Genomic DNA, 17,646 nt, shown 5'->3' on the forward strand with positions numbered 1-17,646 from the left:
GGCCCGACGGTCACAGCACGCTGCGGATGGTCTCGCGCATGGAGAAACGGGGGGCCCACCCCGCCTCCCGGGCGAAGCGCGAGCCGTCCACCACGCAGAGGTACTGGATGTGGTCCACCTCGTCCGGCGGGAAGCTGGTCAGGCGGGCGTCGAACAGCCGCCGGACGAGCGGCCGGACGAGCGGGTGCGGGACCGGCACCGGGCTGCGCCCCAGCTCGCGCAGCACGGCCGAGAGCGGCACCTCGCCCGGGCCGGACACGTTGAAGACGCCGCGCAGCCCGGGCCGGAGCGCGAGGACGAGCGCCCGGCAGACGTCCTCCTCGTGGATGAGCTGCAGCATGGGGTCGAAGCCCATCACCGTCAGCGGCGACTCGAGGCGCAGGTAGTTGCTGGGCGCGTTGCGCACGGTCGGGCCGACGATGTTCACCGGTCGTACGATGACCGTCTCCAGCTCCGGGTGGCGCCACATGAACGACTGCGCGTACATGTCCACCTCGACGAGATCGCGCACGTCGCTGGCCCGGTCGGCGCCCATGAGCGGCGTCTCCTCGGGCAGGAAGTTCGAGTTCTGCGGGCGCGGCCCGTAGACGTTCGCCGAGGAGAGCACCACCACCTTCTTGACCCGGTGGCGCACGCACAGCTCGAGCAGCCGCTGCGTGCCCACCACGTTGAAGCTGTGGGCCTCGCTGAACGGCATGCGCGGGTCGTGCATGATCCCCATGTGGATCACCGCGTCCACGCGCCGGCGGCGGAACGCGTCCTCGGAGCGCGCCTTGCGCAGGTCGGCCTGGTGGTGCTCGATGTCCTTGGGCTTGCCCGGGAACGCCCGCCGGTCGAGGCCCACCACCTGCGCCTCGGTGTGCAGGTGCTTGGCGAGCGCGCGCCCGAGGTTCCCGGAGATCCCGGTGACGAGGACCGTGCGCGGCATGCCGGGGAAGGTGACGGGATCGGCGGGCATGTTCGCTACCAGTAGACGTGCTCGCGCTCGGCCAGGCCGCGCGCGAGCAGCCCCCGCACCGCCGCCTCCACCTCCGCCACCTTGCGCTCGAGCGCCTCGTCCTCCTCGTCGGGCGAGCCCTGGAAGCGCATCGGGGCGCCGAAGTGGATGTGGTAGCGCGAGGGCAGCGGGAACGGCAGGAGGGTGGGGGTGATGGGGAAGGCAGGGAACGAGAGCAGCTTCGCGAGGGGCTTCAGGTCGAACAGCGCCGGCGCCTGCTCCTCCGCGCCCACCACGCCGATGGGCACCACCGGCGCGCCGGACTCGAGCGCGAGCCGCAGGAACCCGGCCCCGAAGCGCTGCAGCTGGTAGCGCTGGCTGAACGGCTTGTTGAGCCCGCGAACGCCCTCCGGGAAGACCAGGATCGCCTCGTCCGCCGCGAGCAGCCGCCGGCAGTTCTCCGGCGTCCCGACGATCTGCCCGCAGCGGGCCATGAACGTGGAGACGAAGGGGAGCGTCGGCACCCAGCGCTCCACCAGCGCCCGCACCGCGCGCGGCGGGTCGAGCTCGATGAGGCAGGCGACCTCGATCATGGCCGCGTCGAAGGGGAGCTGGCCGGAGTGGTTCGACACGAGCACCACCCGGCCCTCGGTCGGCAGGTTCTCGAGGCCGTGGACCTGGACCCGGAAGTACTTGCGGTACAGCCACAGCAGCGGCGCGATGGCGGCCACCGCGTACTCGCTGTCGAAGCCGTAGGGGTCGACCCCGTACTCGTTGCGCGGCGGGGTGAGCTTCTCCAGCCGGCCGCGCGTCCCGGGGCCGCCGAGCGCGAAGGTCCAGGCGCGGAGCCGTGCCTTGATCGCCTCGGACAGCTCGGCCATGCCCCGGTCCTATCACGTGCGCGGCCCCGACGGGACGGCGGCGGTGTCGCCTTGAATGGGGCGCGGCGCCGGTGTTACGGTCGCGAGAATCCTGGGGATTCCTGGATCCACACCACGAGCCCCGCTGCCCCGGACGACGCCATGAGGGTCACCTGCCCGCACTGCAAGGCCGCGTACAAGATCGATGACGCGCGGGTGACGCCGGCCGGCGTCAAGGTCCGCTGTCCCAGATGTCACCAGTCCTTCCCGGTGCGTCGGCCGGACGACGAGGCCGCCGCCGTCCCCCTGCCCGGGGGAGAGGCGGCGTCCGCCGCCGGGGTTCCGCTCCCCGCGCCGCCCTCCGCGGCGACCGGCGGGATCCCCCTGCCGCCCCCGTCCGGCACCGGCAGCATCCCGCTCCCGCCGCCCGACGCGGCCCAGGCCGGCGAGCCCTCTCCCTTCGCGTTCGGGCCCGCGCCGGAGGCGCCGTCGCCGTTCGCGTTCGGGCCCGCGCCGGAGCCTGGGCTCACGGGCGCGGCCGGCACGCCCGCGCCGGTGGAGCTGCCCGCGCCCGCCGGTGCGGACGATGCGCCGCTCGGGTTCGGCGAGGTGGACTTCTCCGGCGGGGCGGCGGCGCCGCCGTCCGGCGGCACGCCGGACGCGCTCGACGCCGGGCCGGCGCCGGTGGACGACGCCGACATCGTGGTGGACGAGCCCGGGCCGCAGGCGGACCCGTTCGCGGACGCCACGTTCGCGGACGCCGGGCTCGGCGCGTCGCTCGCCGCGCCCGCGGCCGGTCCGGGCATGGGCGGCCCGAGCGGCGCGGCGCGCGCCGGCGCCAGCGAGGAGCTGGAGATGCTCTTCGGCGAGGCGGCCCGGCCGGCCACGGCCCCGGCGCAGGCGACGCACGGCGACGGGTACCGGGTGCGCCGCCGCTCGGGCAAGGTGTTCGGCCCGTTCAGCGAGGCCCAGATCGCCGAGATGCTCTCGAAGGGCGAGCTGCTCGGCAACGAGGACGTGTCCGCCGACGGCGCCACGTTCGAGGCGCTCTCGGCGGTGCCCGCGTTCGCGGCCGAGCTGGAGCGGCTCGCGGCGCAGGAGGCGGCGCACGCGCCGCCGGCGGCCGCGGCCCGCCCGCCCGGCGGGCAGCCGTTCGGCGACCGGATGGCCGCGGCCAAGGTGGTGGAGGGCGAGCGCGAGCCGCTGGCCCGGCGCCTCGCGAAGCCGCTCGCGGCCGGCCTCGCCGTCGCCGCGGTGCTGGCGATCGGCCTGGGCGCCGGGCTCACCGGCCACGGCTGGTTCTTCACCGGTCACCTGCGCCGCGGCGACGCGAAGGCGCTCGCCCCGAAGCTCGCCGGCGCGCGCGCCGCCCTGGCCCGCGGCGACCACGCCTCGGAGCGGAGCGCGCTCGACCTCGCCGCCCAGGCGGTGGCGGCCGACGCCGGGTCGGCGGAGGCGGCGGCGCTCCACGCCATGGCCGTGGCCGCGCTGGAGCGGCGCCACGCGGCGCCCGGCCCCGCGCTCGACCAGGCCCGCCGCGCGGCGGAGGCGCTGGAGCGCGACGACCCGGGCAGCCTCCCGGCGCTGGAGGCGCGCCTGGCGGTGGCGCTCGCGACCGCCCCGGGCGCCGGCACCGCCGCGGCCGAGGCCGCGCTGGCCGCGGCGCTCGCCCGGGCGAGGCCGGACCCGCAGGCGTTCGCGCTGCTCGGGGACGCGGCGCTGGCGCGCGGCGACGCGGTGAAGGCGGCCGCCGCGTTCCAGCGGCTGGGCAGCCTGGAGCAGGGGCCGCGCGCGCCCATGGGGCTCGCGCGCGCCGCGCTCCTGCGGGGCAAGCCCGACGAGGCGCGGCCGACGCTCGAGAAGCTCGCCGCCGCCGACGCGGCCTACCTGCCGGCCCGGCTCGAGCTGGCGGCGCTGGCCGAGGCGGCCGGCGACGTGGAGGGCGCGCGGACGCACCTCGCGCCGGTGCTGGCCGACGCGGCCCAGCCGCGCCTCGCGCCGCTGGAGCGGGGCCGGGCCCGCATGGTGGAGGCGGCGCTGCTCGACCGCTCGGCGGCCACCGCGGCGGACGCGGAGAAGGCGCTGCTCGCGGCGCTCGACGCGGACCCGCGCCTCGCGGCCGCCCGCGCGGCGCTGGTGCGGCAGCGGCTGCGCCGCGGCGACGCGGCCGGGGCGGTGGCGGCCTCCGACCCGGTGGCGGCGGAGGCGGCGTCCGACCCGGCGCTGGCCGCGGCGCGGGTGCGTGCGCTGGCGCTCGCCGGGCGCGCGCTCGACGCGGCCCAGCTCGCGGACCAGGCGCTGCGCGCGGCGCCGGGGACGCCCGCGCTCCTCGTCGCCAAGGCGGTGGCGCTCTCCGCGGCCGGCAAGCCGCAGGAGGCGGCGGCGCTCTATGGCGAGGCGCTGGCGCGCGACGCGGCGGCGGTGGAGCCGCGGGTGGCGCTCGGGCGGCTCGCGCTCGCGCGCGGCGACCTCCCGGCGGCGCGCGAGGCGCTCGCGCAGGCGGTGGAGAAGGGGCCGCGCGACCCCGCCGCGCACGCCGCGCTCGGCGAGCTCCGCGCCGCCGACGGCGACGCGGCCGGCGCCGAGGCGGCCTACCGGGCGGCGCTCGCGCTCGACGCCGAGCACGCCGCGGCGGTGCTGGGCCTGGCCCGCCTCGCCCAGGCGCGCGGCGACGTGGCGGCGGCGCGCGAGGGCCTGGTCCGGGCGCTCGCGCTCGAGCCGCGGAGCGCCGAGGCGCAGCTCGCGCTGGGGACGCTGGAGTGGTCGGCGCGCGACCTGGCGAAGGCCGAGGCGGCGCTCGCGATCGCGGTGGACCTGCAGCCGCGCAACGCGGCCGCGCTCACCCGCCTCGGCGCGGTGAAGCTGGAGCGGGGCGACGCCGAGGCGGCGGTGAAGCTGCTCGGCGCCGCCACCAGCGAGGCGCCCGGCGCGGGCGAGGCGCAGCTCTGGTTCGGGCGCGCCCTGCTCGCGCGCGGCGAGACGCCCGCCGCGCTGGTGCGGCTCCGCAAGGCGGTGGAGCTCTCGCCCGGCGCGGCCGAGCCGCGGCTCGAGCTCGGCCAGGCGCTGGAGCGGTCGGGGGCGCTGCAGGAGGCGATCGACGCCTACCAGGACGCCGCCGCGGCCGCCCCGGCGCTGCCCGACCCGCACGAGCGGACGGCGCTGCTCTACACCGCGAACGGGCGCTGCGACCTGGCGCTCGCGCCGCTGGCGCGGGCCATCGAGCTCGCGCCGCGCGCCACCCGGCTGCGCGTCGAGCTGGGCGAGTGCCAGGGCAAGCTGGGCAAGCACGCCGAGGCGGTGCGGACGCTCCGCGCCGCGCAGCGGGCCGACCCCGCCGCGGCGCAGGTGCTGTACCCGCTCGCGCGGGAGGTGCACCAGGCGGAAGGGGCGCGCGCGGCGCTGCCGCTGTACGAGCGGGCCGCGCGCGAGGACCCGAAGAACGCGATGCCGCACTACTTCCTCGGGTACGCGTACAAGGAGCGCAGCCAGCGCGAGCGCGCGATCCAGGCGTTCCGCACGTTCCTGGCGCTGAAGCCCGACGCGCCGGAGCGCCGGGACATCGAGGCGGAGATCGAGGACCTGGGCGGCGCGCGCTGACCCGCGCCGCCCGGACGGGGCGGAGCGGCGCGCCAGGTCTTCGTTGACAGGCGCGACGGTCCGCTCTAGGGGTGCTCCGCAATGCGGAGTACCCCCGCCCGCCCCGGCCCCGGCCCGGCCGCCGACGCCCGCCGCGTCCGCGAGCTGCTGGTGCGCCTGTCGCGCCGCGGCTCGCTCCGCGATCCGATCGGCGGCAGCGGCCACGGGCTCGACCTCTCCCCGGTGCAGGTGCACGCGCTGCTCTGGCTCGGCCTGGGCGGCGCGCTCACCATGGGCGAGCTGGCGCGGCACGTGGCGGTGACCGAGAAGACCATCACCGGCGTGGTGGACCGGCTGGAGCGCGACGGGCTGGTGCAGCGCGCGCGCAGCCGCGACGACCGCCGGGTGGTGCGGGTGTCGCTCGCCGCGCGCGGCGAGGCGGCCTGGCGCGCGCTCGACGCGGAGATCTCGGCGCGCCTGGAGGGCCTGCTCGCGCTGCTGGAGCCGCGCGACCGGCGCGACCTGGTCCGCATCCTGGCGCGGCTGGACGAGCGGCTCCGGCCGGCGGCGGAGGCCGCAGCCCCGGGGACGGCGCGCGCGCGGCCGCCCCGCGGCGCGGGCGGAAGGCAACACGAACGGCGGGAGGACGCATGAACGCACTGATCACCGCGGCGCTGGCGCTGGCGCTCGCGCAGACGCCCGGGACCCCTTCGACCCCCGCGCCCGCCGCGGCGACGCCGGCCGCGCCCGCGCCCGCGCCCGCGCCCGACGCAGCGCCGGTCGCCGCCCCCGCCGCCCCGGTCGCGCTGCCGGTGCTCACGCTCGACGACGCGCTCGCCGCCGCCGCCGCGCAGAACCTGGACCTCAAGGCGGCGCAGGCGCGGCTGCGCCAGGCCGACGAGCTCTCCTGGAAGGCGTGGTCCGGGTACCTGCCGCAGGTCACCGCCAGCGGCACCTACACGCGCAACGAGACCGAGGCGGTGCTGCCGGCCGGCTCGCTCGGACCCGGCTCTCCGAAGATCACCATCCAGGCGCAGGACCAGCTGAACGGCCTGGTCGAGGCGACCCAGGCGCTGCTCGCGCCGCAGCTCCTGTTCGCCATCCCCAACGCGAGCCGGGCCGAGGAGATCGCCCGGCTGAACGTGGAGACGGCGCGGCGCGAGGTGCTGTTCGGCGTGGCGCAGGCGTACTACGGCGCCGCCTCGCTGCGGCGGGCCATGGAGGTGTCCGAGCGGCTGCTCGAGATCGCCGCGCGGCAGGAGAAGGACGCCCGGGTGCGCTACCAGGCGGGCGCCATCGCCAAGGTGGGCCTGCTGCGCGCCGAGATCGACCGGGCCCGCGCCGAGCAGGACGTGAAGCGCTCGCAGAACGCGTTCGCCTCCGCGCGCATCGCGCTCGCGACGCTGCTCGACCGCCGGCCGGACTTCGACGTGGTCGATCCGCCCGAGCCGGTGCTGGCCGGCGACGCGGACGCGCTGGTCGCGGCGGCGCTGCGGGATCGCCCCGACGTGCAGGCCGCCCGCCTCAACGTGGAGCTGCAGCGCGGCGCCCGGAACCAGGCGGTGGCGCGGTACCTGCCGAACCTGGGCGCGTTCGGCCGCTACACGCTCGCGAACGAGGCCGGCTTCACCGGCACGAACCACGCCTGGGCGGCGGGCCTGGCGCTGCAGTGGAAGGTGCTCGACGGCGGCCTGCGCGAGTCGGACATCCGCGAGGCGAACGCGAAGATCGACGAGGCGAACGCGTCGAGCGGGAGCGCCGAGCTGAAGGCGCGGCAGGAGGTGGAGCAGGCCTACCTCGACCTGGAGAGCGCCCGCGCGAACGCCGCGAAGGCGAAGGAGCAGCGCGACCTCGCCGCCGAGAACCAGCGCCTGGTGGACGTCGCCTTCCGCGCCGGCACCGCCACCGCGGTGGAGCAGGCCGACGCGACCGCCCAGCTCCGCACCGCCGAGGTCGGCCAGATCACCGAGTCGCTGACCGCGCAGCTCGCGGCGCTGCGGGTGCTGAAGGCCGCCGGCGCGTTCCACCCGACCCGGCGCTGAGCCGCGGCGCTGAGCCGGGGCTACCGCGCCTCGTCGCGGAGCCGGGCGCGCTCGAGCGCCTGCGCCACGATCTGCGCCACCGTGAGCACGAAGCGCTTCTCGTCCGCGTCGAGATCGCGCGGGTGCGCGAACCCGAGGCCCAGCGCGCCGACCGTGCGGCCGTCGCAGCGGAGCGGCACCGCCGCCCAGGCGCGGTCGCCCACCCGGAGCGCCAGCTCGGCGGCGTTCGGGTAGGAGTGCGCCAGCGCCTCCGGGTTGGAGACCCAGATCGCGGTCTGGATGCGGTAGGCCTCGGCGAGCAGCGCCGGCGAGTCGGCCCGCAGCTCGCGCAGGTCGATGGTCAGGTCGTCCGCCCAGCCCTGGCAGTGCAGCACCTCGAGCACGCTCGCGCCGGGCGCGGCGCGGACCACCATGGCGGTGGCCGGCTCCAGCACCGACAGCCCGTTCTCCACCGCCACCCGCGCGATGGCCTGCGGCGCGAGCACCGAGGCGAGGCTGGCCGAGACCGACTCGATCCGGCGCAGCCGCAGCACCCCGCGCTGCGCCTCGACGCGGTCGTGCCGCTCGCGGTCCGCCTCCTCCAGCGCGGCCCCGCGCCCGGCCTTCTCGACCTGGTACCAGCGCGCGTTGTCGAGCGCGAGCGCGGCCGGCTCGGCCAGCGCCTCGGCGAACAGCAGGTCCGACTCGTCCAGGCCCGGGAGCATGGCCGAGCGGATGAGCGTGATGGAGCCGATGACGCGGTCGCGCGCGACGAGCGGGACCGAGAGGAGCGAGTTGGGCTTGATGGCGCGCAGCACCGCCAGGTGGCGCTCGCCGTGGGTGGCCCACTCCATCACCTCGGTCGTCACCTGCCGGAACAGGCGCGGGGCGCGGTCGCGGATGGTCTGCGCGCCGGGGGTGGCCCAGCCCGGCCCGAACGCGATCGAGCGCATCTCCTGGGCGAGCGGCGCCTTGGTCGGATCGCCGTGCGCGACCTCGACGCGGCGCGGGATCCCGTCGCCGTCGATGAGGTCCACGAAGCACCAGTCGGCGAACTTCGGCACCACCGCCGAGACCAGCACGCGCAGGGTCTGCCGGAAGTCGAGCGCCGCCTGCAGGAACGCGCGCTCGATGGGAATCTCCGGCTCCCGCTTGCCCTCGGCCAGCGCGCGCTCGGCGCGCTGCGCCTGCGTGAGGCTCGCCAGATCCGCCGGCGCGGGGGCGGGCTCGTCGGCGACCGCCGGGACGTGGATCACCCCGCCGGCGTGGCCCGTCCCGCCCATCGCCGCCGCCCGTGCGTCGTGAGACCGCATGATCTGGCTGCCTCCGGATCGCCGCCGCCCGGAGCCGTCGGGCGGCGCCGCGTCGCGGGCGCCGCCGGGCTCGCCGGGGGGCGGAACGGCGCGAGGATCGCAGGCCCTCCCCCCAGCGTCAAGGCGCCGCGCCGCCGCGCGTCATGGCCGCTTGCGCCGGATCAGGCCGCCCCTCGGCCGGCGCCATCGGGAGCGCGACCACGGTGTTGCGGCCCGCCTGCTTCGCGAGCTGGAGCGCCCGCCCGGCCGACTCCATCACCTCGCGCTGCGTGCGCCCCTCGGCGACCTCGGCCACGCCCACCGAGACCTTCACGCCGATGGAGGCCGCCTCGCCGCCGTCCTGCGGCTGCCACGCGCAGCGGCTCCGCGCCACCGCGCGCCGGATGCGCTCGCCGAGCGCCCGGCCGCCCGCGAGCGTCGTCTCGCGGGCGATGACCGCGAACGCCGCGCCGCCGGCGCGCGCGAGCACGTCCTCGCGCCGGAGCGCGCCGCGGAGCACGAACGCGACCATCTTCAGCGCCTCGTCGCCGGCGGCCTGGCCGTGCGCCTCGTTCACGGCCCGGAACCGGTCCACGTCCACGAGCAGCACCGACATGGACCGGCCGTGCCGCTGCGCCGCGGCGAGCTCTGCGGCGAGCCGGTCGTCGAGGTGGCGCCGGTTGAACACGCCGGTGAGCGGGTCGAGCAGCGCGATCTCGGCGAGCTTCATCTGCCAGCGCGCCTCGAGCTCGTCGGCCCAGGCGAACTTCAGCACGGTGGCACCGCCCAGGCTCACCCGGCCGCCGTCGGCGAGCCGCACCTCGCCCTCGGCGCGCGCGCCGTCCACGTAGGTGCCGTTCGCGCTGCCCAGGTCGCGCAGCAGCGCGCCCTCGCCCTCGACGCGGATGGCCGCGTGGCGGCGGGACACGCCGTCGTCGTGGATGGGGAGGTCGCAGTCGTCGCGCCGGCCGATGACGAGCTCGCGGTCCGAGGCGAGCGGGTAGATGTCCCCGAGCTGCGGGCCGGCCAGCACGAGCAGGAAGGCGTGGCGCCGCCCCGCCGCGCACGGCGTGGTCGGCAGTGTGGTCCAGGTGCGCTCGCTCCGTCGCTCGACCGGCAAGTGGCCTCCCGCGCCGGCGCGGATTCTACCCGCACGCGGGTCCCCGGCCCGCGTCCCTTGGCCGCGGGTTGAACGGGCGCTCACCCCGCGTTACGCGACCGGCGTGATCCGCTACGGGCCGGCGGGCTGGGAGTACCGGGACTGGGCCGGCGTGGTCTACCCGCCGGGCGAGGGCAAGCGCTTCGATCGCCTGGCCTATCTGGCGCGCTGGTTCTCGACCGTCGAGGTGGACGCGACGTTCTACCGGCCGTTCCCGGCGGCGGTCGCGGCGCGCTGGTGCGAGCGGGTGCGTGAGGTGCCCACCTTCCGCTTCGGCGCGAAGGTGTGGCGGCGCTTCACGCACGAGCGCGAGGCGTACGGCGCCGAGGAGGTCGCGCAGGCGCGGGCAGCGCTCGATCGCCTGCACGAGGAGGGCAGGCTCGGCGCGGCGCTCCTCCAGTTCCCGTGGTCGTTCAAGCGCAGCGAGGCGTCGGAGGAGTGGCTGCGCGGGCTGTTCCGCGCGTTCGCCGGCCTGCCGCTCGCGCTCGAGGTGCGCCACGCGTCGTGGGACGATCCGGAGGTCCTCGAGGAGCTGGCCGCGGCGGGCGTGGCGCTCGTGAACGTGGACCAGCCGCGCTTCCAGCGCTCGCTCGCGCCGGCGGCGCGGGTCACGGCGCCGGTGGCCTACGTGCGCGTGCACGGCCGCAACTACCGCGACTGGTTCCGCAAGGGCGCGCCCCGCGACGCGCGCTACGACTACCTGTACGGCGCCGACGAGCTCGAGCCGTGGGCCGGGCGCATCGCCGAGATGGCCGCCTCGCCGCGCGCACCCGACGTGTACGTCGTCACGAACAACCACTTCCGCGGCCAGGCGCCCGCGAACGCGAAGATGCTCGAGGCGATGGTGGAGCACCGCCGCGTGGCGGTGCCCCCGCCGCTCCTCGCCGCCTACGAGGCCGCGCTCGCGCCGTTCGTCGCGCCCGCCGGGGACGACGCGGCCACGGGGAACTCGGCCACCACCGGCGCGTGATCGCTCGTGCCGAAGTCGGCCAGCACCCGGCAGCGCGTGGCGCTGGCCGCGAGCGACGCGCTCGCCAGCACGTAGTCGATGCGCCAGCCGATGTTCCGCTGGCGGAGGTTGCGCCACGGCGCCCACCAGGTGAACAGCCCCTCGTTGGCGGGGTCGAGCGCGCGCCCCACGTCCACCAGGCCGCGCGACAGGATGCGCTCGAACAGCGCCCGCTCCTCCGGGAGCTGGCCGATGGCGCCCGCCTTTCGCTCCTTCGGGTGAACGTCCAGGTCGGTGCGCGCGACGTTCAGGTCCCCGCAGAGCACCAGGCGACGCCCGGAGGCCTGCGCGTCGGCGGCGAAGCGCTCCATCGCCTCGAGGAAGCGGAGCTTGGCGGCGAGGTCCTTCCCGCCGTTCGGGACGTAGATCGACGCCACCGTGACGCCGCCCAGCTCGCAGGTGGCGATGCGGGTCTCGAGATCGAACGGCGGGTGGACGAAGGCCGGCCGCTCGGGTGCGATCGCCTTGCGCACCAGCAGCGCCACGCCGGAGTAGGCGGTCTCGCCGTGCCACAGGCACCAGTAGCCCTCGAGCTCGCACAGCGAGGGCGGGACCTTCGACGGAGGCGCCTTGATCTCCTGCAGGCAGACGACGTCGGGAGCCTCGCGGGCGATGAACTCGCCCACCTGCGCCTCGCGCGCGCGGATGCCGTTCACGTTCCAGGTGCCGATCTTCACGCGGTCCCCTCCCGGCCTCCTGTCTAAGGGCCCGGCGGGCGGATGTCACCGGGCACGGGCGCGCTCCCCCTGAGGCCGAGGGCGGCCGGGCGGGGCGGAGATCCCGCCGCCGGGCGCCGCCGCGCTTGATACACATGGAGGAGTGACCGACCTGTCCCGCGCCCTGGAAGCCGCCCTCCGCGCCGCCCGCGCCGCGGCCGACCTGCTGCGGGCGGAGCTGTTCCGGGCCGGCGGGCCCCGGGGCGAGCCGGGGCACTGCCCCGCCGACGAGGAGGCGGAGGACCTCATCCGCGCCGTGCTCGACGCGGAGTTCCCGGGCGACGGCCTCGTGGGCGAGGAGCGGCCCGAGCGCAACCGGCCGCCGGCCCTGCCGGGCGGCCGGTGCTGGCTCGTCGATCCGAACGACGGGACCGCCGACTTCCAGCGCGGTCACCGCGGCGCCGCGGTGTCGATCGGCCTGGTGCAGGGCGGCGTGCCGGTGCTCGGCGTGGTGCTCGCCCACACCGCGCCGCACGGCGGGGAGGATCTGCTCGCCTGGGCCGAGGGGCAGGGGCCGGTGCGGCGGAACGGGGCGCCGCTCCCGCCCATGTCCGCGGCGCCGCTCCGGGCCGGCGACGTGGTGCTCGTGTCCTCGTCGGCGGCGAAGCGGGCGCGCGGCAACGCCGAGGCGGTGCAGCCCGCGCGCTTCCGGCCGCTCACCAGCATCGCCTACCGGCTCGCGCTCGTCGCGACCGGCGACGCTCGCGGCGCCATCTCGCTGCACCGGCCCCGCGCGCTCGACATCGCGGCCGGGCACGCGCTGGTCCGCGGCGCGGGCGGCGTGCTCCTCGACGAGGCCGGCCGCGAGGTGCGCTACGGGCCGGCGGGCGAGGGGCGGGTGGCGTTCTGCTTCGGCGGCGCGCCCCCGGTGGCCGCGCGGCTGGCGAGCCGGAGCTGGGTCGAGGCGCAGGCGTACGGGCCCGGGGCGCCGGGCCTGTGCGCCCCGCTCGCCGGGCGCGCCGTGCGCGACGACGGGCTGCTCCGCCGCGGGCAGGGCGCGCTGCTCGGACAGTTCGCCGGCGACGCGCTGGGCGGGCAGGTGGAGTTCTCCGGCCCCGCGCGCATCGCGGCCACGCACCCGGGCGGCGTGCGGGACCTCGCCGACGGCGGCCACTGGAGCACGCTCGCCGGCCAGCCCACCGACGACTCCGAGCTGGCGCTGGCGCTCGCGCGCACCGTGATCGCGTTCGGGCGCTTCGACGCGGCGCGGGTGGCGGAGGCCTACGCCGACTGGCTCGGCTCCGAGCCGTTCGACGTCGGCCGGACCGTGGACGCGGCGCTCCGGCCCGCGCTGCGCCTCCGGGCCGCGGGCGCCGGGGCCGAGCAGGTGGCGGAGGCGGCCCGCGCCGCCGCGTCGCGCGGGAGCCTCGCGAACGGCGCGCTCATGCGCGTGTCGCCGCTCGGGATCGCCGGCCACGCCTCGCCCGCCGCCGAGGTGGCGGCCTGGGCGCGGGCGGACGCCGCGCTCACCCACCCCGCCGCGCCGTGCCAGGACGCGAGCGCGGTCTTCGCGGCCACGGTCGCGTTCGCCATCGCGACCGGCGCGTCCGCCGCCGAGGTGGCGGATCGCGGCGAGGCGCTCGCGGCCGAGCTGGGCTGTGGCCCGGAGGTGCGCGAGGCCCTCGCGGCGGCGCGGACCGGCCCGCCGGAGGACTTCGAGACGAGCGCCGGGCTCGTGACCATCGCCCTGCAGAACGCGTTCTTCCAGCTCCGCCACGCGCCCGACCTCGAGGCGGGGCTGGTGGACACCGTCGGCCGCGGCGGCGACACCGACACGAACGCCGCCATCGCCGGCGCGCTGCTCGGCGCCGTGCACGGCGTGCTCGCCGTCCCGGAGCGCTGGCGCCGCGCCGTGCTGAGCTGCTGGCCGGTGGAGGGCGCGCCCGGCGTCCGGCGCCCGCGCCCGCCGGTCTGCTGGCCCGGCGACGCGCTCATCCTGGCGGAGCGGCTGCTGGGGCTGTGAGCGGAGCGCACCCGATCGCAGGCGCGCGCCGCGCCGCGGTCCTCGTGGGCCACTCGTTGCTCAGCACGCCGCCGGCGCCGCATCGCCTGCGCTGCCCGTCGCGGGTGGACGCTGCGGTCCCGCCCAGACCTGGCCGCCCAGCAGCCACACCAGCTCCCCCCGCGCCCGCCCCAGCACCCGGAGGTATCCGCCGTGGATGCAGCGCAGGTGATGGAACGCGCACAGGCCCACCAGGTTCTCCGGGTCGTCGCTGCCGCCGTGCGAGCGGAAGTCGATGTGGTGCGCGTGCGCCGCGTGCCGGCTGCAGCCCGGCACCTGGCACCAGCCCGAGTCCCGCTCGCGGATGCGCCTGGAACGCGTCGGTGAGCGCCCCGGCGCGTCGCCCCAGGTCGCGAGGAAGTGGAAGGCGATGACCGCGAGGCACGTTCCCGTGGAGAGCGCGTGCCCGTGGCGCTCCCGGACCGAGGCGATCGCTGCCGCGAGCAGCACCGCCACCCCGCGCGGCAGGGTCGTGACCAGCTTCCCCCGCGCACGCAGCTGCCCCTCGCGCTCGCCCTCCACCTCGCGGCGAAGCGCGACACAGGTGGCGTCCAGCCCCCGCGGGATCCACTGGGCGATCTCCGGCTCGTGCAGCCGCGCCAGCACGCGCAGCTTCTCGTAGGAGACGCCCCGCCGCCGCGCCTCCTCCAGCGCCGGCGAGGCCGCCAGCCGCGCCTCGAGCGCGACGCGCTGCTCCACCGCCCGCGCCGGCAGCCCCAGCCGCTCCTCCACGTACTCGCGGAAGCTGCCGTAGCCGGAGAGCCGGTGCATCCCGCTCCGCTTCACCGCGTACCCGCAGAGGCCGATGAGCCGGTCCCATCCCGCACGGCACGCCGCCAGCGCGCGCAGTCGCGCGTCGAGCTCCTGTGCGGTCAGGCCGTCATCAAGGGAGAGGTCCGGCGCCGCCACGGGCGGAACGTCAGGCAGGTCCGCCCAGCCGTCCCGCCCCAGGCTCGCCACGGCGCCCCGCCTCGCCGGCTCGGGGCCTCGCGCCCGGAACCCCGGCCCCAGCGGCCGAGCGTCGTCGGCATCCGGGTCGCCCGGGTGCTCCGCCAGGTACTCCTGCGCCAGCGCCTCGAGCTGCTCGATCCGGCTCGCGCCCGGCTCCAGCTCGCGGGCGACCGAGAGCGCCTCGTCCAGCACCCGCCGCTCCTCCGGCGGCAGCTGCGTGCGCAGCTCGACCCACGCCCCGTCCTCGTCGCCCGTACCGCCGCGCGCGTGGCCGGACGCGTCGTCCCGTGCCCTCGCTGCCCGGACCGCCGCCTCCAGCCCCCGCACCGACTCCTCACCGGCGCGCTCGACCCACGCCGCCTCCGCGTCACCGACGGCGACCGCCAGGATCGTCTCCCCCGCGCGCAGCCGGACCCGCCCCGAGCGCAGCGCCTCCCGGAGCAGCGGCCGGTCCGGCAACCCTGCACCCAGCCGCGCCAGGTTCTCGGCCGCGCGCTTCCCCAGGTCGAGCGCCTCGCGGGCGTAGTCGTCGAAGTGACAGCCCAGCGCCGCCAGCCGGTCGCCCCGCTTCAGCGCCGCGAGCCCCTCGGCCAGCTCGACGTCGATGCACCCGCGCACCCGCGCCGCCCAGACGAGGAGCTGCTCGCCCAGGTCCCCCTCGATCTCGCCCCCGCGGAACCAGGCCTCGATCTCGGCGGGCGTGAACGGCGGCAGCTCGACCCGCGGCGGCGCGTGCCTCGCCAGCGCCGCGTCCAGCGCGGCGGCGTCCAATCCGGCGGTGGCGAGCGCGGCATCCATTGCGCACATCATTGCGCAAGCGTCTGACACTCACGGTCACGGTATTGCCGGCAAGCGGCGGCTCGGTTGGGGGCCAACCTGAGGAGGAGCGATCCAGCAGCACCGCCCCGGTCAATGCGCGAACGAACCATCCGCTGCCCGCGGCTCCCCTACTCGAGAATGCCGAACACCACGGCCTGGAACGTCCTCCCGGCCTGCTTCCGAGATGACCTCGGCTGGTTTCCAACGTCCGGGGCTTTCATGCCTTCGAGCCCGTGCCCCGCTGCGGGTGGTCCTTCGCGTAGTCGCGACCGGAGTGCTCCTCGATGAAGTCTGCCATGGTGCGGTTCGAGAGGTTCAGCACGCAGCCAGAGCCCATCTTGAACGGCCGCTCCAGTTTCCGCTTCTCGGCCGTGGTGAGGTCGGACATGCTCGGGAACCCCGGAACCCCGAACTCCGAATTGTACCGGAACCACTCGGCGGAGCAGGTGGAGGAGACGAGGGTCGCCGTCTGCCTGGCGCGCCGTGGGCAACGCGGCCGGTGACGCCGGTGCGGACGCCCGGCCACGCTCCGGTCCTCGAAGCGGACCGGGTGGACGGTGCCCGTACCCCTGAATCCTGCCGTTAGGGCAACCACGAGGCAATTGCGACCAGCGCTCCCCCAGTGGCCACACACACGCTCGCCCAGCGCGCCCAACCCGCTTTCGAGCGTGCCCATCCCGCCCAGGCAAGCGCCGCCTGCATGATGTACTTCGGTGTGGCCAGCACACTCGCCCATGGCCCGGACTCGGCCGTTCCGAGAAGGAACAGAAGTGGAAGGTCGAGAACTGCGACCACCAGGGCCGCTCGGCATAGCGAACCGAGTACTCGCCCGAGGAGAAGGGTTGCGGCCACATCTACCGCGAGAACCAGCGCCAGCGGAACCGGCCCCGGCAGCCAGTCCATCCGCAGCAGCAGCAGATTCACAGGCGACGCCAGCAACGCCAGGATGACCCCGAGCACTAGCGCCTGCACCTTGGGCACAAGTCCTCAACGACGCTTGCAGATTGACGGCTTAGGCGGACCCCAGCCAAGGTTGAAAGGCCAGGGTCCATCGAATCGTCCGTTGCAGGCGCCGATTGCTCGGGCAACGCAGTCGCAGCAGTTGTTGATCCCGATGTCGTACTCACGCTGGACGCATTTCGCCATTTGGGTTTGCAAACACTGATCAAATGAAGTGCGCTCTGGCGTACACGTGCATGACTCGTCGTCGGGGGGCGTGATCGGGTAGCACTTGTCGCCCGGCTTCGGGTTCTTGTCGCCGGTGACGAAGCCCTGACCCTTCGGCCCCTCGGCCCAGAAGCTCGTAGTCTCGAACCCGCCACCAACTCGGAGATAGCAGTGCTTCGAGCCCGCCCACCGAACTGGACACTACCTTGCGCATCACTCCTCCGACCGCTTCCTGACCACGAGGCGGTGGGCCGGAAACTCGCGCGCGAACACTGCCCCGCCGGAGCAGGACACGCGACATCGGATACGGCCCGTCAACGCCAACTGGTCTGGAACGTCGTATACAAGGATAGAGACGCCCCACCCGTCATTGCGCCAATAGGGATTCATGTAGTTGCCGCGTGCATCCACCTGGCGACCCGTTGAGTCAACACACACGGCAACCACAGAGAGCGCCGATACTCCAGGCGACGCCATGCCCGTGCGGACCGGTACGGGTACATCCAAGTCGAGAGAATGGCGCCCCGGGTATCTGTGGCTGTACTCGAACTCGATGGTCACTCCCTCCTTCGCCAGGTTGACTGGGATCTCGACGAGGGGCCCGTAGAGGTCTCCGGGCGGGAAAAGCAGTTGCGCCAGTTGTCGCAAGCGCGGATAGCGGGTCGACGAAGTCAAAGCTCGAACAGCGCACACGGCGGCGACAGCAGTAGTCACCATAAGTGCAAATGCCGCCACGACCACGAGAGCCCGACGCATTCTTAGCCTCCGCCATGCGGCAGGGAACTCTCGAAAGAGACGACGCATTCGGCCGACCCCCGCACACCTAGTTCAGCCACGTGGAAACCTTCTGCGGCGCCCCACTCCGTCACTTGCCGCATGGCTTGCAGTCCTCCTGGACCGTTGGGTCTTTGCTTAGGCGCGCATACGCCTTGCAAGTCTCGCCGGCCCAATCCTGACAATTGTGTGAGGCCATGCAGAACAGTCCCATCATACAGTACGGGTTCCCTAGGGCGGTTCCCTATGTGTTCCTTCGCGATCCCTTGGAACGGGGTCGTCCTGAAGATCGCTTCGCGGGTCCGGGTCGTCTCGCCTTACGCACCTTCGATCCCCTGGCTGGACCCAACGCTTCCGCCCCGT

13 protein-coding genes are annotated in these 17,646 nt (G+C 75.9%); 5 read left to right on the forward strand and 8 right to left on the reverse strand.

Features of this window, described 5'->3' with window-relative positions:
* Positions 1–10: 10 nt before the first annotated feature.
* Together ANAEK_RS02240 and ANAEK_RS02245 are read right to left on the reverse strand one after the other, a co-directional pair.
* Complete coding sequence (locus ANAEK_RS02240) at positions 11–958, reverse strand: SDR family oxidoreductase (protein ID WP_012524526.1); 948 nt, start codon at positions 956–958, stop codon at positions 11–13.
* Between the two features lie 5 nt (positions 959–963).
* On the reverse strand, positions 964–1,818 hold the full coding sequence (locus tag ANAEK_RS02245; protein WP_012524527.1) for a lysophospholipid acyltransferase family protein: 855 nt from the start codon (positions 1,816–1,818) through the stop codon (positions 964–966).
* 141 nt (positions 1,819–1,959) lie between these two features.
* Here ANAEK_RS02245 and ANAEK_RS02250 point away from each other — a divergent pair, with 141 nt between their 5' ends.
* From ANAEK_RS02250 to ANAEK_RS02260, 3 genes are all read left to right on the forward strand, one after another.
* On the forward strand, positions 1,960–5,394 hold the full coding sequence (locus tag ANAEK_RS02250) for a tetratricopeptide repeat protein (RefSeq protein ID WP_012524528.1): 3,435 nt from the start codon (positions 1,960–1,962) through the stop codon (positions 5,392–5,394).
* A gap of 81 nt (positions 5,395–5,475) precedes the next feature.
* Positions 5,476–6,027, forward strand: a complete 552-nt coding sequence (locus ANAEK_RS02255; RefSeq protein WP_012524529.1) for a MarR family winged helix-turn-helix transcriptional regulator — start codon at positions 5,476–5,478, stop codon at positions 6,025–6,027.
* On the forward strand, positions 6,024–7,415 hold the full coding sequence (locus tag ANAEK_RS02260) for a TolC family protein (RefSeq protein ID WP_012524530.1): 1,392 nt from the start codon (positions 6,024–6,026) through the stop codon (positions 7,413–7,415). Before ANAEK_RS02255 ends, ANAEK_RS02260 begins: the two co-directional genes overlap by 4 nt.
* Before the next feature lie 20 nt (positions 7,416–7,435).
* On the opposite strand, the gene ANAEK_RS02265 is transcribed toward ANAEK_RS02260, so the two are convergent.
* Together ANAEK_RS02265 and ANAEK_RS02270 are read right to left on the reverse strand one after the other, a co-directional pair.
* Positions 7,436–8,707, reverse strand: a complete 1,272-nt coding sequence (locus ANAEK_RS02265; protein WP_012524531.1) for a GAF domain-containing protein — start codon at positions 8,705–8,707, stop codon at positions 7,436–7,438.
* Between the two features lie 118 nt (positions 8,708–8,825).
* Positions 8,826–9,806, reverse strand: a complete 981-nt coding sequence (locus ANAEK_RS02270; protein ID WP_012524532.1) for a GGDEF domain-containing protein — start codon at positions 9,804–9,806, stop codon at positions 8,826–8,828.
* A 103-nt stretch (positions 9,807–9,909) separates the two neighbouring features.
* Here ANAEK_RS02270 and ANAEK_RS02275 point away from each other — a divergent pair, with 103 nt between their 5' ends.
* Positions 9,910–10,815, forward strand: coding sequence for a DUF72 domain-containing protein (locus ANAEK_RS02275; RefSeq protein WP_012524533.1), 906 nt, complete (start codon positions 9,910–9,912; stop codon positions 10,813–10,815).
* Here the strand turns inward: ANAEK_RS02275 and ANAEK_RS02280 are convergent.
* The gene (locus ANAEK_RS02280) at positions 10,734–11,531 is read right to left on the reverse strand and encodes an exodeoxyribonuclease III (protein WP_012524534.1); all 798 of its coding nucleotides are present in this window, start codon (positions 11,529–11,531) and stop codon (positions 10,734–10,736) included. The two genes, ANAEK_RS02275 and ANAEK_RS02280, sit on opposite strands and share 82 nt — an antisense overlap.
* A gap of 142 nt (positions 11,532–11,673) precedes the next feature.
* Here ANAEK_RS02280 and ANAEK_RS02285 point away from each other — a divergent pair, with 142 nt between their 5' ends.
* Complete coding sequence (locus ANAEK_RS02285; protein WP_012524535.1) at positions 11,674–13,533, forward strand: inositol monophosphatase family protein; 1,860 nt, start codon at positions 11,674–11,676, stop codon at positions 13,531–13,533.
* A 60-nt stretch (positions 13,534–13,593) separates the two neighbouring features.
* On the opposite strand, the gene ANAEK_RS02290 is transcribed toward ANAEK_RS02285, so the two are convergent.
* From ANAEK_RS02290 to ANAEK_RS02295, 3 genes are all read right to left on the reverse strand, one after another.
* Positions 13,594–15,321 (reverse strand): HNH endonuclease signature motif containing protein, encoded by a 1,728-nt coding sequence (locus ANAEK_RS02290; protein WP_012524536.1) that lies wholly within the window; start codon positions 15,319–15,321, stop codon positions 13,594–13,596.
* A 238-nt stretch (positions 15,322–15,559) separates the two neighbouring features.
* The gene (locus ANAEK_RS22960) at positions 15,560–15,730 is read right to left on the reverse strand and encodes a hypothetical protein (protein WP_012524537.1); all 171 of its coding nucleotides are present in this window, start codon (positions 15,728–15,730) and stop codon (positions 15,560–15,562) included.
* A gap of 194 nt (positions 15,731–15,924) precedes the next feature.
* Positions 15,925–16,302 carry a hypothetical protein gene (locus tag ANAEK_RS02295; protein ID WP_232288347.1) on the reverse strand — a complete coding sequence of 126 codons (378 nt, stop codon included), beginning with the start codon at positions 16,300–16,302 and terminating at the stop codon, positions 15,925–15,927.
* Positions 16,303–17,646 lie beyond the last annotated feature (1,344 nt).

It is taken from the genome of Anaeromyxobacter sp. K, from assembly GCF_000020805.1.
Taxonomy (GTDB): domain Bacteria; phylum Myxococcota; class Myxococcia; order Myxococcales; family Anaeromyxobacteraceae; genus Anaeromyxobacter; species Anaeromyxobacter dehalogenans.